The following is an 11,777-nucleotide window of genomic DNA, read 5'->3' as shown; positions in this document are numbered from 1 at the left end:
CATCATCCCGAGCACCGCGACCACGGTCAGCACCGAGGTGAGCAGCTGGCTCAGGGTCTGCTGGAGGGTCGTGCTGACGTTGTCGATGTCGTTGGAGACGCGGCTCAGCAGCTCACCGCGGGGCTGGCGGTCGATGTAGGCGAGCGGGAGACGGTGCACCTTGTCCTCCACGTCGGAGCGCATCCGACGCACCGTGCCCTGCACCACGTCGTTGAGGATCCACCCGGCCAGCCAGCCGAGCGCGGCCGCGCCGATGTAGATCGCCAGCACGAGCATGAGCACGTGGCCCACGGCGGTGAAGTCGACGCCCTGGCCGGGGACGACGTCCATGCCGCTGACCAWGTCGGCGACCTGGTCGTCGCCGCGCTCGCGGAGCAGGTCGACGGCCTGGGACTTGGTCAACCCGTCGGGCAGCTGGCCGCCGATCAAACCGGAGAAGATCAGGTCCGTGGCCCGGCCCAGCACCCGCGGGCCGAACGCGGTGGCCAGCACGCTGACGACGGTGAGGGCGATGACCGCGAGCGTCTTGGCGCGGTACGGCGCCATCCGGGAGACCATGCGTCGGGCCGACGGACCGAAGGCGCTCGCCTTCTGCCCGACCATGCCCCCGCCCATCGGGCCGCGGCCGGGACCGCCGGGTCCCGCCTCGATGCGCTCGGTCTGCTTGAGCGTGGCGGGCGCCTGCTTCGTGGTGTCACTCATGCGACCTCTCCCACCGTGAGCTGGGACTGGACGATCTCGAGGTAGGTGCCGCACGTCGCCAGGAGCTCGTCGTGGGTGCCTCGCCCCACGACCTCCCCGTCCTCGAGGACGATGATGACGTCGGCGTCGCGGATCGTGGAGACCCGCTGGGCGACGATGACGACCGTGCTGTCACGCGTGACCGGCACCAGCGCGGCCCGCAGCCGCGCGTCGGTGGTCAGGTCGAGGGCGGAGAACGAGTCGTCGAAGAGGTAGATCTCGGGCCGACGGATCACTGCCCGGGCGATGGCCAGCCGTTGGCGCTGCCCTCCGGAGAAGTTGCTGCCCCCCTGGGAGACGGTCGACTCGAGCCCGTCGGGCATCGCGACCACGAAGTCGCGCGCCTGGGCGATCTCGAGCGCGTGCCACATCTCCTCCTCGCTGGCGTCGGCCTTGCCGTAGCGCAGGTTGTCGGCGATGGTGCCGGAGAAGAGGAACGCCTTCTGCGGGACCAGGCCGAGCCGCGACCACAGCACCTCGGGAGCCAGGTCGCGGACGTCGACCCCGTCGACGTACACCGTGCCGGAGGTGGCGTCGAAGAGACGCGGCACCAGGTTGACCAGGGTGGACTTGCCGGCCCCGGTGGAGCCGACGATGGCGATCGTCTGCCCGGGTCGGGCCTGCAGGTCGACGCGGCGGAGCACGGGCTCCTCGGCGCCGGGGTAGGCGAAGGTGACCCCGTCGAGGACGAGGGTGCCGCGCTCGGTGACCTCGGTGACCGGGTCGGCCGAGGTGACCACGCTGCTCTCGGTGTCGAGCACCTCGACGATCCGGTCGGCGCACACGGCGGCGCGCGGGATCATCATCATCATGAAGGTCCCCATCATCACGCTCATGATGATCTGCATGAGGTAGGTGAGGTACGCCGTCAGCGCACCGACCTCCATGGCCCCCGACTCGACCCGGTGCCCGCCGAACCACAGCACGGCGACCGAGGCGACGTTGGCGACCAGCATGACGACCGGGAACAGGCCGGCCTGCCAGCGACCGGCCCGGACGGCGACCACGGTGAGCTGGTCGTTGGCCTCGCCGAAGCGGCGGGTCTCGTGCTCCTCGCGGACGAAGGCGCGCACGACGCGGACACCGGTCACCTGCTCGCGCAGCACGCGGTTGACCTCGTCGATGCGTACCTGCATCAGCCGGAAGCTGGGCACCATCTGGCGCACGATCAGCCCGACCGAGACCGCCAGGACCGGGACCACGACCACGATCAGCCACGAGAGCCCGACGTCCTCACGCATGGCCATCACGACGGCGCCGACCATCATGATCGGCGCGGAGACGAACATGGTGAAGCCCATCAGGACCAGCATCTGCACCTGCTGGACGTCGTTGGTCTCGCGGGTGATGAGCGAGGGGGCGCCGAAGTGCTGCACCTCGCGGGCCGAGAAGGTGCCGACCCGGGAGAAGATCGCGGCGCGCAGGTCGCGCCCGAAGGACATCGCGGTGCGCGCGGCGAACCACACGGCCGCGATCGCGCAGAGGGCCTGGGCGATCGAGACGGCGAGCATCACCGCTCCCCGCTGGACGATGTAGCCGGTGTCGCCCAGCACGACCCCGTTGTCGATGATCTGGGCGTTGAGGCTGGGCAGGTAGAGCATCGCCAGGGTGCCGACGAACTGGAGCGCGACGATCGCGGCGATGGGGCGCTTGTACGGCGCGAGGTGGGTGCGGATGAGTCGCAGGAGCATCAGTCGACCTTTGTGAGCAGACCGTCGAGGACGGTGGTGACGATCTCGTCGGCGGACAGGATCCGGCCGTCGGAGAGGTGGGGATGGCTGCCGGAGAAGGTCAGCAGCCGGGTGACGTGCACGAGCTGCGCCACCGGGACGCGGATCTCGTCGGCGTGCGGGGCGAGCAGGTCGGCCATGATCTGGGCCGCCTCCTCGCGGGTGTGCTTCATGTGGGTGCGACCGGCGGGCGGGCCGACCATCCCGACCGCGGTCATCAACGTGAAGATCCCCCGGAACCGGATCTGGAGCAGGGTGACCAGGTCGAGGACGAGGTCCCGGAGGGGCTGGTCGGGCTCGATGCGGCGCAGGTCGTCGAGGAAGGGCTCGATGTCGAAGGCATGGTCCAGGGCCGCCTGGACGAGGTCGTCCTTGGACTCGAAGACGCGGAAGATCGTGCCCTCCGCCACCCCGGCGGCCTCGGCGATCTGGCGGGTGGTCACCGCCCGGCCGTGCTCGTGGAGCAGGGGCAGGGTCACGTCCACGAGCGCGGTGCGGCGGTCGGCGGCGGACATGGCGGTGGCACGGGGGGTCACCCGGACACCCTAGGTGAGTGAGCGCTCACTCACAAGCGATTCACAACTCCTCAGGGAGCCAGACGCTCGACCGCCCAGGCGTCGCCGGCGCCGCGGCGATAGACCAGCCGGTCGTGCATGCGGCTGGTCCGCCCCTGCCAGAACTCCACCACCTCGGGTCGCACCCGGTAGCCGCCCCAGTGGTCGGGCAGGTCCACCACGTCCGGGAACCGCTCATCCATGCGGGCGAAGTCGGCAGCCAGCGCGGCCCTGCTCGGCACGACCGTGGACTGTCGTGACGCCCAGGCACCGAGCTGGGCACCCCGCGGACGGGAGCGGAAGTAGGTCTCGACCTCATCGCGGGGCAGCGTCGCCGCGGTGCCCTCGACCCGGACCTGGCGCTCCATCGGGTGCCAGGGGAAGAGCAGGGCGCAGCGTGCGTTGGCCGCCAGCTCGTCGCCCTTGCGGGAGGCCAGGTTGGTGAAGAACACGAAGCCGTCCGCGCCGACCCCCTTGAGGAGCACCATCCGCGACGAGGGGGCACCGTCCGGGGTGGCGGTCGCCACGACCATCGCGTTGGGCTCGTGCAGGCCGGCCCCGACCGCCTCGTGCAGCCAGCGGGTGAACATGTCCACCGGGTCCGGCTCGAGGTCGGGGAGGTCGAGCCCTCCGCGGGAGTACTCCTCCCGCAGGGAGGCCAGATCGACGGAGCGGTCGCCGGCGGGGTCCATGACTCCCGACCCTAGCCCGCACCCGCGGCGTGCGGTGGCGACGTGGTGGGGGGTCAGGTGCACAATGAGTCGCCCGCCTCCGCGGGCCATCCCGCCACGCACGTCGGCCCCAGAGGAGCGCACACCATGACGCAGGTGCACCACGGACTCGAGGGAGTCGTCGCGTTCGAGACCGAGATCGCCGAGCCCGACAAGGAGGGCTCCGCGCTGCGGTACCGCGGCGTCGACATCGAGGAGATCGTCGGCCGGGTCCCGTTCGAGAACATCTGGGGCCTGCTCATCGACGGCTCCTACACCCCCGGCCTGCCCGCCGCCGAGCCCTACAACCTGCCCGTCCACACCGGCGACGTCCGTGTGGACGTGCAGGCGGCCGTCGCGATGCTCGCCCCGGCCTTCGGCTTCGGCCAGACCTACGACATCAGCGACGAGCAGGCCCGCGAGGACCTCGCCCGCGTCGCCGTGATGGTCCTGTCGTACGCCGCCMAGTCCGCGCGCGGGCTGCACCTGCCCGTCGTCTCCCAGAAGGAGGTCGACCAGGGCGGGACGCTGGCCGAGAAGTTCCTGATCCGCTGGAAGGGCGAGGCCGACCCCAAGCACGTCCAGGCCATCGACGCCTACTGGTCCTCGGCCGCCGAGCACGGCATGAACGCCTCCACGTTCACCGCCCGGGTGATCACCTCGACCGGCGCCGACGTCGCCGCCGCCTTCTCCGGTGCGATCGGCGCCATGAGCGGGCCGCTGCACGGTGGCGCCCCGTCCCGGGTCCTGGGGATGATCGAGGAGGTCGAGCGACGTGACGGCGACGCCGCGTCGTACGTCAAGGAGCTGCTCGACGACGGCGAGAGGCTGATGGGCTTCGGCCACCGCGTCTACCGCGCCGAGGACCCGCGCGCCCGGGTGCTGCGGCGCACCGCCAAGGAGCTCGGCGCCCCGCGCTACGCCGTCGCCGAGGCGCTGGAGCAGGCAGCCCTCGCCGAGCTGCGCGAGCGCCGCCCGGACCGGGTCCTGGAGACGAACGTGGAGTTCTGGGCCGCGATCGTGCTCGACTTCGCCGAGGTGCCGCCGACCATGTTCACCTCGATGTTCACCTGCGCCCGCACGGGCGGCTGGTCGGCGCACATCCTGGAGCAGAAGCGCACCGGCCGGCTGATCCGCCCCTCGGCGATCTACACCGGTCCGCCCTCGCGCCCGGCGTCCGACGTCGACGGCTGGAACGAGGGCTGGGGCGCCTGACCCCTGCGGTCAGGCGGTGGGCGGCGCGAGGGCCTGCTCGACGTACCAGCTGGTGCGCCCCTGGGCGCCGGCCATGCTGAGCGAGACGTGCAGGTGGTCGCGGTGCCGCAGGGTGGCCGAGCAGCCCTTGCGGGTGCGGCAGCCGGAGTTGAGGTACTTCTTCGGCTCGAAGCCGTCCCACGCCGCGTACATCCGGTCGTTCCAGATGACGTACATGATGCCCATCCGGCGGGCCAGCGCGTCGCTGTCCCCCAGCTCGTCGTCGGCGAACGCCTCGATGAGGAAGGCGTCGGCGAGCGCCCGGTCGTCGGGGTTCCTGACGTCGAGCATCCAGTCGAAGGCCCGGCCGTCCTTGTGCTCGGACTGCCCGCCACTCGAGCAGGCGCGCAGGGTCCCTCCGTACACGCCGCCGCGGGCGACCAGCCACTGACCGAGCGCCACGGTCCCGGGCCGGTCCGTGCGGGCGCACGTCTTCTGCGGCTGGTACCGCGCGTAGGACTCGACGGGCATGGCGTACCGCTGGAACGACACGGCCTGCGCCGGCACCGTGAGCAGGCCGGCCCAGACCACCAGGCTCGACAGGACGGCGAGCAGCACCACCGGTCCCCTACGCATGTCGCCTCCCCACACCGGAGGAACGCTAGGCGGGCGACGCGGGACGCGTGGGGCGAATGGGAGAAAAGGGGTTCACCCTCCGGCGTGTCGGCTGGACACGCGGAACATCGCGGTCGCGCGAGGCGTCAGAGCGGCTTGCCGAAGCAGCGACTGAGCGGGGAGTCCCGGTAGTAGCCGAAGCCGTCGATGCGCGCGTAGCCGGCCGAGGCGTAGAGCGCGATCGCCTCGGGCTGCTTCTCCCCCGTCTCCAGCACGATCGCCTCGGCGCCCGCCTCGCGCGCGGTGAGCTCGAGGTGGGCCAGCATGCGTCGGGCCAGTCCGAGGCCGCGCGCCGACGGGGCGACGTACATCCGCTTGACCTCGGCGGTGCGGGTGGTGCCGGACAACGACACGTCCGTACGCCGCCGCCAGGCGCCCGAGACCACGGGCGTCGCGGCAAGGCGACCGACGAAGAACATCCCTGTCGGGTCCTCGAACTCGCCGGCGTCGATCGGGGACTCGTCGCGACCGCCGTAGCGCGCGACGTACTCCTCCTGCACCTGCTCGACGAGGAGGACCGCGTCGGGGGCGGTGATGGGGAGCCTCTCGATCACCAGCCGGGCAGCCGGCACGAGGCCTTCGACAGGCGGACCCGCTGCCACGACCGCAGGGTCGGATGAGAGGCTGTCCACGCTGACAGCGTAGTCAGGGACCTCTCACCACTGACTCCCCGGAAGGCTTCTTTCGTGAACGACGCGATCCAGATCCCCACCGAGCTCCTGCCCGCCGACGGCCGCTTCGGCGCCGGCCCGTCGAAGATCCAGACCAGCCACCTCGACGCGCTCGCCGCGACGGGCAGCACGCTGATGGGCACCTCCCACCGCCAGGCGCCGGTGAAGAACACCGTGGGTCGGGTGCGCGAGGGCCTCGCGTCGCTCTTCGACCTGCCCGAGGGCTACGAGGTCGTGCTCGGCAACGGCGGCGCGACCGCGTTCTGGGACATCGCGACCTACGGGCTGATCCGGCGCAAGAGCCAGCACCTCACCTTCGGGGAGTTCTCCTCCAAGTTCGCCAAGGCCGCCCAGCAGGCGCCGTGGCTCGACGACCCGACGGTCATCGCCAGCGACCCGGGCTCGCGTCCCGACGCGGTCGCCGAGGAGGGCGTCGACGCCTACGCCTGGGCCCACAACGAGACCTCCACGGCCGTCATGGCCCCGGTCGTGCGCCCGGTGGAGGACGACTCCGTCGTGCTGGTCGACGCGACCTCCGGTGCCGGCGGCCTGCCCGTCGACCTCACCCAGGTCGACGCCTACTACTTCGCGCCGCAGAAGTGCTTCGCCTCCGACGGCGGTCTCTGGATCGCGCTGATGTCGCCGAAGGCGCTCGAGCGGGCGGCCGAGATCGCGGCCACCGACCGGCACGTCCCGGCGTTCTTCGACCTGCCGACCGCCATCGACAACTCGGCCAAGAACCAGACCTACAACACGCCCTCGGTCGCCACCTTGTTCCTGATGGCCGAGCAGCTGGACTGGATGAACGCCCAGGGTGGGCTCGCCGGCATGGTGGAGCGCACCACGGCCAGCTCCGACGCCCTCTACGGCTGGGCCGAGAGGACGTCGTACACCACGCCGTACGTCACCGACCCGAGCCACCGCTCGCTGGTGATCGGCACCGTCGACTTCGACGACTCCATCGACGCCGCCGCGATCGCGAAGGTCCTGCGGGCCCACGGCGTCGTCGACACCGAGCCCTACCGCAAGCTCGGCCGCAACCAGCTGCGGATCGCGATGTACCCCGCGATCGACCCGAGCGACGTCGAGAGGCTCACCGCCTGCATCGACCACGTCGTCGGCCGGCTCTGACCCGACGCGTCAGGCGTCCTTGAGCAGGCGCAGCACCGCTCGCTCGAGGGCCGCCTGGCGCGCGTCGTCGGTGTCGTACGACGACTTCACCGTGATCGTCCGCCCGTGCTCGTAGGCCTCGACCACGCGCGGGTCGACGTAGGCCGTGCGGGCGAGCGTGGGGGTGTTGCCCAGGAACTCCGAGACCTCCTTCATCGTCGCCGAGACGGCCCGCTTGCGTGAGGCCTTGGTCGCTCCCGGCTCGTCGGTGCTCGCCAGTGCGGCCGCCGCGATGACGGTGGCGTGCCAGGTCCGGAAGTCCTTGGCCGTGGCCTCGATCCCGGTCGCCTCCCGGACGTAGGTGTTGACCTGACCGGCGTCGAGGCCGCGCCACTGGCGCCCGTCCTTCCACGCCAGCAGCCGGTCGCCGCCGCCCCGGCGGGCCCGCATGACGTCGAGGGCAGCGATCGTCGCCTCGTCGTCGATCTCGATGCAGTGCTCGACCCCGGACTTGCCCACGAAGCAGAACGTCAGCCGGCCGCCCCGCTTGGTGACGTGCTCGCGCAGCATCGTGGTGAGGCCGAAGGAGCCGTTGGTGTCGGTGTAGACGTCGTTGCCGATCCGGAAGTAGCCCAGGTCCAGCAGCCGGACCGCGACGGCACACGCGCGCTCCTGGCTCATCCCCTCGGTCCCCAGGTCGGTGAGCACCCGCTCGCGGGCCTTGGACATGGCCTTGCCGAAGTCGATGATCCGCTCGAACTTCGCCGCGTCCCGGCTCGCGCGCCACTGCGGGTGGTAGAGGTACTGGCGCCGACCGGCGTCGTCGGTGCCGACGGCCTGGAGGTGCCCGTTCGGGAACGGCGTGATCCACACGTCCTCCCAGGCCGGCGGGATGACGAGGTCCTTGCAGCGCTGGACGTCCTCGGGCGCGAGCCGGTCGCCGTGCTGGTCGAGGTAGGTGAAGCCCTTCCCGACCCGGCGCCGGGTCCAGCCCGGCTGGTCGGGAGCGGTACGGCGCAGGCGTGGCATGACGGTGAGGCTAGTGGGGCCTCAGGCTGCGCCACAGCACCCCTAGGGCGATCACGCCGACGACGCCCCCCGCCAGCCACGGCCAGGCGTAGGGGTCCGTCGGCGCGGCGCCGTCGTCCGGGGCGACCGTGCCCCCGTCGGCCGGCGTCGGGGTCGGGGTCGCGGTCGGGGTCGCGGTCGTCGAGGAGGTCGGAGTCGGCTCCGCCATCGCCCGCTCGACCCGGCGCGGCACCGGCACCGACAGCACCTCGGAGCCCTGGCCCTCGCTGCTCACGAGCACCCGGCCGTCCGGGGTGACCGCGATGCCCTCACCCTGCTGCTGAGCGGGCAGGTCCCAGGCGCCGACCGACTCCAGCTCGGGGAAGGTGTAGACCGTGGCGCGCGAGTAGGTCCGCAGCACGACGTGGCGACCGTCGGGGAAGAAGGCGCCGTCGGTGACCAGTCCGACGACCTGGCCGACCAGCCCGAGCTGGTTGGGCGCGTCATCGGCCATCTCCGGGGGCGCGGCGTAGACCTCGCCGGCGAAGACGCCCTTGGTGACCACGAGGATGCGACCCGTCGTGGGGTCCACCAGCAGAGCCTCGGCGTCGCGCGGTCCGTCGGGGTAGACCAGGTCGATCGTCTCCTCGTCGACCGTGCGGTCGCCGTCGCCCACCGGCACCCGGGTCACCTCGATCGAGTCGCGGGACCCGGAGTTGTCGCCGATGTCGCCGACCCAGACGCGGCCCGGTCCCGCCGGGGCCAGGGCCTCGACGTCACGTGGTCCGTCGGCCCAGTAGGTGGTGCCGACCGTCTCGCCGGTGGCGGCGTCCACGGTGAAGACCCGCCCGATGTCGCCGGAGTCGTTGGTCGTCCACACCCGGTCGCCGGAGGCCACCAGCCCGCTCGACTCGACGATCTCGGGGTCGGAGAACGAGAAGAGCACCCGACCGTCGTCGGGCTCGGCACCCATCGCGAGCCCGATGGCGAAGGGTGCGAGCACGCCCGCCCCCGCGGCCACGGTCAGCAGCCGACGCCGCAGGTCAGCCACGCGGGGCGTCCAGCAGCTCGGCCAGGTGGGGCCGCACCCCCCAGGTGGTCACCAGGTCGTCGTACTCCTGGCGGAGCCGGCCGCCGGTGACGGGCGTGCCGGTGCGGGTGGCGCGCAGCAGCGTGTTGCGGGGCGTGTGCTCGCTCTCCACGAACTCCACGACGTCGACGCGGTAGCCGACCAGCCGCAGGATGGCGGCCCGCAGCGCGTCGGTGAGGGTGTCGGCGAAGCGCTCGCGCAGGATGCCGTGGCGGGTGAGCATGGCGTACGGCGCCGGCGTCGGGGCCTTGCGCAGCTGCGCGGCCACGTCGTGGTGGCAGCACGGAGCGGCCAGCACCAGGGCCGCATCCCACGCGATGGCCCGGGCCAGCGCGTCGTCGGTGGCGGTGTCGCAGGCGTGCAGGGCCAGCACCACGTCGGGGGGCTGGGGCAGCTCCGCGTCGCCGATGGTGCCGACCACGAAGTGGGCCTCGATCCCCAGCGCCGACGCCACGGTGCTGTTGTGGTCGGCGGACTGCTGCTTGACGTCGACGCCGGTGACGCGGACCGGCAGACCGCGCACCGCCGAGAGGTAGCGGTGGGCCGCGAACGTCAGGTAGGCGTTGCCGCACCCGAGGTCGACGACACGCAGCGGGTCGTCCTCGGTGGGGGTGCGCAGCTGGCCCTTGGCCAGTGCGTCGCCGATGGCCGCGTCGAGCAGCCGCAGGAACTCCTCCACCTGGCGGTACTTCGCCTGCCGGGTCGGCTTGATCCGGCCCTGCGCGTCGGAGATCCCGAGCGCCCTGAGCACCGGGTCGTCCTCCGCGAGGAGGCGCTGCTTGGCCTTGTCGTGGCCCCGCTCCGCCTCGACCGGCGTGGCCCGGTCCTGCGTGTGGGTCACGGCCTCGAGCTTCTTGGTGGCGCGCACCTGGTGGGTCTGGGTGGTGGTGTCGACGTGCCAGCTGCCGAAGGGCTCGTCGAGGAGGTCGTCGACGGCCGCCTTCGCGGCGTCGCCGACCGCCACGTTGGTGGTGTGCGCCTGGGTGTCGTCGTACGACGTGACCTGGAGGTGGCGCCCGGCCTTGAGGTCGACGTAGCGCAGCTCCACGCGTCGTACGGGTCGACCGGCCACCGCCGGGACCCGGCCGCCGCGCTGGGCGCCGGACGCGACGGCGCGCACCAGCGTCTCGGGGTCGAGCAGGTGCCCGCGCATCCGGGCGAGGGCCCGCAGGAGGGGCTCGGTAGCCATGTCAGGCGCCTCCGCCCACGACTGGCCGCCTCACAGGACGGACGCGAGGAGGACGACGAGGAGCAGGGCCCCCAGCGCGACCGGGATGACGAGTCGACGCTGACGGGGGTTCATGCGCCCATCGTAGGTCGGCCGCCGTGCGCCGACCCACTCCGCGCGGGTGCCAGCGACAGGGCGTACGTCACCACGTCGAGCACCGGGACGGCCCCCGAGGCGATGTCGCCCTCCTCGACCCAGGCGACGTCGTCGGTGGTGCCACCGACCTCGACGACCCGGAGCTCGTCGCCGTCGGCCACGCTCGCGGCGAAGAGCAGGTGCACGCCGTGGTAGTCCTCCCACCGGCCGGTGGGAGCGGTGCCGGAGAAGTGGGTGTCGTGCACGCCGAGCAGCTCCCCGACCTCGCAGGCGACGCCGCACTCCTCGGCCACCTCCCGCACCAGGGTCGCGGCCGGTCGCTCCCCGTGGTCGATGCCGCCGCCGGGCAGGGTCCACGAGCCCGGGTGGGCCGCCGTGGGCGAGAGCCGGGTGAGCAGCACCCGTGTGTCGCGACGGACCACGGCGTAGGCCGCCACCCGCTGCACCCGCATCGTCCGGTGGTCGGCGAGCGCCTCGGTCACCGTCGCCACGACCGGCACCTCCCCCGCCTCGACGGCCGCCACCGGGTGCCACGCAGCCTCGATCGTGGAGCCGCCGACCTCGACGACACGCGGCTGCGGCGCGTCGGCGCGCACCCACGCGTCGTACACGATGCGCAGGGCGTGGAAGTCGGTCAGCACCCCGTCGCGCGACGCGCGCGGCAGGTGGGCGCTGTAGACGCGGGCCGAGTCACCCAGCACCGCCTCGAGGCCCGTCTCCTCGACGATCTCGCGCAGCAGGGCGTCGCGCGGGTCCTCGCCGTGGTCGAGACCGCCGCCGGGCAGGGTCCAGAGCTCGTTGCGGCTGATCCGAGGGGCGAGGCGGCACAGGAGGATCTCGGGCCCGCGGGGCCCGTCACCGGTCGCGGGGCCGTCCGCGCAGGTGGCCGGGGTCCGCAGGATGACGGCGTACGCCGCCACGCGCTGTCGTCTGGGGAGAGGGGCCATGGCACCAACCTGCCATGGAAGGG

At 72.4% G+C, this 11,777-nt stretch carries 12 protein-coding genes; 2 read left to right on the top strand and 10 right to left on the bottom strand.

Annotated elements, in window-relative coordinates; genetic code table 11:
- The 4 genes from AC1DQF_RS17620 to pdxH all read right to left on the bottom strand — a co-directional run.
- Positions 1-702: ABC transporter transmembrane domain-containing protein (locus AC1DQF_RS17620; RefSeq protein WP_477526525.1), on the bottom strand; the 702-nt coding region annotated here is incomplete at its 3' end.
- Positions 699-2,432 (bottom strand): ABC transporter ATP-binding protein, encoded by a 1,734-nt coding sequence (locus AC1DQF_RS17615; RefSeq protein WP_477526524.1) that lies wholly within the window; start codon positions 2,430-2,432, stop codon positions 699-701. The genes AC1DQF_RS17615 and AC1DQF_RS17620, both read right to left, overlap by 4 nt.
- Positions 2,432-3,007 carry a TetR/AcrR family transcriptional regulator gene (locus AC1DQF_RS17610; RefSeq protein ID WP_477526523.1) on the bottom strand — a complete coding sequence of 192 codons (576 nt, stop codon included), beginning with the start codon at positions 3,005-3,007 and terminating at the stop codon, positions 2,432-2,434. Before AC1DQF_RS17610 ends, AC1DQF_RS17615 begins: the two co-directional genes overlap by 1 nt.
- 50 nt (positions 3,008-3,057) lie before the next feature.
- Positions 3,058-3,717 carry a pyridoxamine 5'-phosphate oxidase gene (gene pdxH / locus AC1DQF_RS17605; RefSeq protein WP_477526522.1) on the bottom strand — a complete coding sequence of 220 codons (660 nt, stop codon included), beginning with the start codon at positions 3,715-3,717 and terminating at the stop codon, positions 3,058-3,060.
- A 126-nt stretch (positions 3,718-3,843) separates the two neighbouring features.
- Between pdxH and AC1DQF_RS17600 the strand changes: the two genes are divergently transcribed.
- Positions 3,844-4,950, top strand: coding sequence for a citrate synthase 2 (locus AC1DQF_RS17600; protein WP_477526521.1), 1,107 nt, complete (start codon positions 3,844-3,846; stop codon positions 4,948-4,950).
- Positions 4,951-4,959: 9 nt separating this feature from the next.
- On the opposite strand, the gene AC1DQF_RS17595 is transcribed toward AC1DQF_RS17600, so the two are convergent.
- Both AC1DQF_RS17595 and AC1DQF_RS17590 read right to left on the bottom strand, forming a co-directional pair.
- Positions 4,960-5,565 (bottom strand): VldE C-terminal domain-containing protein, encoded by a 606-nt coding sequence (locus tag AC1DQF_RS17595; protein WP_477526520.1) that lies wholly within the window; start codon positions 5,563-5,565, stop codon positions 4,960-4,962.
- Positions 5,566-5,690: 125 nt separating this feature from the next.
- Positions 5,691-6,236: a GNAT family N-acetyltransferase gene (locus tag AC1DQF_RS17590; protein ID WP_477526519.1), complete on the bottom strand. Its 546-nt coding sequence runs from the start codon at positions 6,234-6,236 to the stop codon at positions 5,691-5,693.
- Positions 6,237-6,290: 54 nt separating this feature from the next.
- Between AC1DQF_RS17590 and serC the strand changes: the two genes are divergently transcribed.
- Positions 6,291-7,406 carry a phosphoserine transaminase gene (gene serC / locus AC1DQF_RS17585; protein ID WP_477526518.1) on the top strand — a complete coding sequence of 372 codons (1,116 nt, stop codon included), beginning with the start codon at positions 6,291-6,293 and terminating at the stop codon, positions 7,404-7,406.
- A gap of 9 nt (positions 7,407-7,415) precedes the next feature.
- On the opposite strand, the gene AC1DQF_RS17580 is transcribed toward serC, so the two are convergent.
- The 4 genes from AC1DQF_RS17580 to AC1DQF_RS17565 all read right to left on the bottom strand — a co-directional run bounded on the left by AC1DQF_RS17580 (position 7,416) and on the right by AC1DQF_RS17565 (position 11,754).
- Positions 7,416-8,414, bottom strand: coding sequence for a DNA topoisomerase IB (locus AC1DQF_RS17580; RefSeq protein WP_477526517.1), 999 nt, complete (start codon positions 8,412-8,414; stop codon positions 7,416-7,418).
- A 10-nt stretch (positions 8,415-8,424) separates the two neighbouring features.
- On the bottom strand, positions 8,425-9,444 hold the full coding sequence (locus AC1DQF_RS17575; RefSeq protein ID WP_477526516.1) for a hypothetical protein: 1,020 nt from the start codon (positions 9,442-9,444) through the stop codon (positions 8,425-8,427).
- A complete protein-coding gene (locus AC1DQF_RS17570; protein ID WP_477526515.1) occupies positions 9,437-10,672 on the bottom strand; it encodes a class I SAM-dependent methyltransferase in 1,236 nt (411 codons plus the stop codon). The genes AC1DQF_RS17575 and AC1DQF_RS17570 overlap by 8 nt, the downstream gene beginning before the upstream one ends.
- Before the next feature lie 110 nt (positions 10,673-10,782).
- Positions 10,783-11,754: an NUDIX domain-containing protein gene (locus AC1DQF_RS17565; RefSeq protein ID WP_477526514.1), complete on the bottom strand. Its 972-nt coding sequence runs from the start codon at positions 11,752-11,754 to the stop codon at positions 10,783-10,785.
- Between the last annotated feature and the right edge of the window lie 23 nt (positions 11,755-11,777).

This window comes from Nocardioides sp. P4_G4 (assembly GCF_056401085.1).
The sequence above is the reverse complement of the archived record's forward strand: the minus strand, read 5'-3'. Positions and strand labels throughout refer to the sequence as shown.

Bases quoted from the DNA above. Each gene is read 5' to 3' on its own strand.
- AC1DQF_RS17615 (WP_477526524.1), bottom strand. From the start codon at position 2,432: ATGCTCCTGCGACTCATCCGCACCCACCTCGCGCCGTACAAGCGCCCC.
- pdxH (WP_477526522.1), bottom strand. From the start codon at position 3,717: ATGGACCCCGCCGGCGACCGCTCCGTCGATCTGGCCTCCCTGCGGGAG.
- AC1DQF_RS17595 (WP_477526520.1), bottom strand. From the start codon at position 5,565: ATGCGTAGGGGACCGGTGGTGCTGCTCGCCGTCCTGTCGAGCCTGGTG.
- AC1DQF_RS17580 (WP_477526517.1), bottom strand. From the start codon at position 8,414: ATGCCACGCCTGCGCCGTACCGCTCCCGACCAGCCGGGCTGGACCCGG.
- AC1DQF_RS17570 (WP_477526515.1), bottom strand. From the start codon at position 10,672: ATGGCTACCGAGCCCCTCCTGCGGGCCCTCGCCCGGATGCGCGGGCAC.
- AC1DQF_RS17565 (WP_477526514.1), bottom strand. From the start codon at position 11,754: ATGGCCCCTCTCCCCAGACGACAGCGCGTGGCGGCGTACGCCGTCATC.